The sequence below is a fragment of the Kitasatospora sp. NPDC088134 genome (assembly GCF_044741705.1).
In the GTDB taxonomy this organism is placed as follows: Bacteria; Actinomycetota; Actinomycetes; order Streptomycetales; family Streptomycetaceae; genus Kitasatospora.
Genome location: NZ_JBIUTD010000060.1, coordinates 1 through 1,764, shown reverse-complemented (window position 1 = coordinate 1,764; position 1,764 = coordinate 1). Strand labels below are relative to the sequence as shown.

At 61.2% G+C, this 1,764-nt stretch carries 1 protein-coding gene; it reads left to right on the top strand.

Annotated elements, in window-relative coordinates:
• Positions 1-1,292 precede the first annotated feature (1,292 nt).
• Positions 1,293-1,538, top strand: a complete 246-nt coding sequence (locus ACIOHG_RS37750) for a hypothetical protein (protein WP_400958185.1) — start codon at positions 1,293-1,295, stop codon at positions 1,536-1,538.
• Positions 1,539-1,764: the final 226 nt, after the last annotated feature.

Genomic DNA, 1,764 nt, shown 5'->3' with positions numbered 1-1,764 from the left:
CGACATCTCGAAGCATGGAGAACGGCCGCGTCCGCCGTCCCCGGAAGAACTACAAATCAGCAGGTCGGGTGACGTTCGAGGTTAAACGTCAAGCTCATAACTCGTCTCATAACCACAAGGGCCTTCAAGGGGTTTTGAGACGAGTTATGAACACCCTTGACCTCCTCCGGGGCCCGTCCGCCGACTGTCTCATAAACCATCGTTTCTGAGACCCTGAACTAGGGTGACCCTGCGTCACATACCCACCGAAAAAGCTCAATGGGCCACGTAAGAGTTTTCCTTCCCTGTCGCGCTACCTCCCCGGGAAGGGGAGGCGCCCCCCTGGGTATCACCGCAGTTCAGGGTCTCGAACGGGCTTGACGCGCTCGCTCGCCCAGCCTCCGGGCTGGTGAACGGCCGTCTCGCGGCTGAGACAGTGCGTACACAGCGGGCGGAGCCGCGACCACGCGTCCGGGTCGGCGACATCGCAGGCGACCAGCGAGCGGCGCGACTCCGGGAAGTGGTCGGCGACGGTCGTTGGCTTGGCGCACAGCAGGCACCACGGGTGGGCGTAGAGGTAGGTCCGTCGGATGCGCGTTGATGTTCAGCACAGCGGCCACCGCGCAGGTCAGCTCGGGATGCCTGGGGACCGAGTAAGGGAAGTGGAGCTGCGGAGACACCACACTTGCAGGCTCTAATCCCAGGTGGATCGGTAGACTCAATGCCACACTCGTCAAGGAGGTGACAATGGTGGCTCAGTTGAGCCCAACCGACTCGGAACTTCGCCGCCTGTACGAGGAAGGACGGCGGTGCCTGTCTGCCGTGGCCGACGAGGCAACTGACCCGCTTGACCCTCGTCTCACACCCCGACTTCGGGTTCTCGTGATGTGCAATTCCTATGAGACCGCGCGGTCATTCCTGCAAGAGGCGTGTCGGGACCTCGGTGCCAATACCCAGACTGCAATGCGAAAAGCAGCCGAGGCTCTACGGGAAGCTAGCACCTCAGTTGCACGCCGCGAGGCGGTCCGGGCCTTCATGCTTGCTATGGCAAAGATGATTCTCTACCTGGTTGGTTTCCTGGTAGAGGTGTTGATGATGATGCTGTCCCACTCGCTCGGCCAATCCAGCACAGACTGTGCAACTGTCCCCAAGCCCTCACCGCTTGACGCCAGTCCGAAGATCACACCACGTGGTCCGAGCTCTGTCTTCCCCGTGGGTACTTACCGGGGCGGGCGTCGTAGCAGTGCGCGGGGGAGTGCCGTAGTAACTGCGTAGGTGACCCGCCGACCGCTTCCGGTCGGAAGGCTTGTGTTGTGCTCAACCTGTTGTCCTCGGCCCCGTGGTGGGCCGTGCTGTTCGTTGCTGTCCCCACGTCCTTCATCGGTGCGCTCGCTGTACTGCTGCGGGCTGTCTGGCCGCAAAACTCCGCCCACCGCAAGGAACTGTGGCAGGAGTGGCAGCGCGAACGCGCCCGCCGCCGGATGGAGAGAGAGAAGATCCAAAAGAGTCTGTCATCAGCAGGCCAGGGCGAACAGCGCCAACTCCCACCATCTCGCTGACCATAGGTCCCCTACCACGGAAAATCATCATCCGTCAACAAGTGTGAGAAGAGTGTGATTCCGTGTTCGGATACCACTCTAAGTGTGAGCGGCTGTCTACTAGCAGTGTTAGGGAGTGAGGCAGTCTACTTAGAAGCCGTTGTTGTATCGATCACGGTGGACACGGGTTCGACTGAGGAAACTCGGTCGGGCGATCTTGTCGCCCGCCGTGCATGAAGACAGGGCC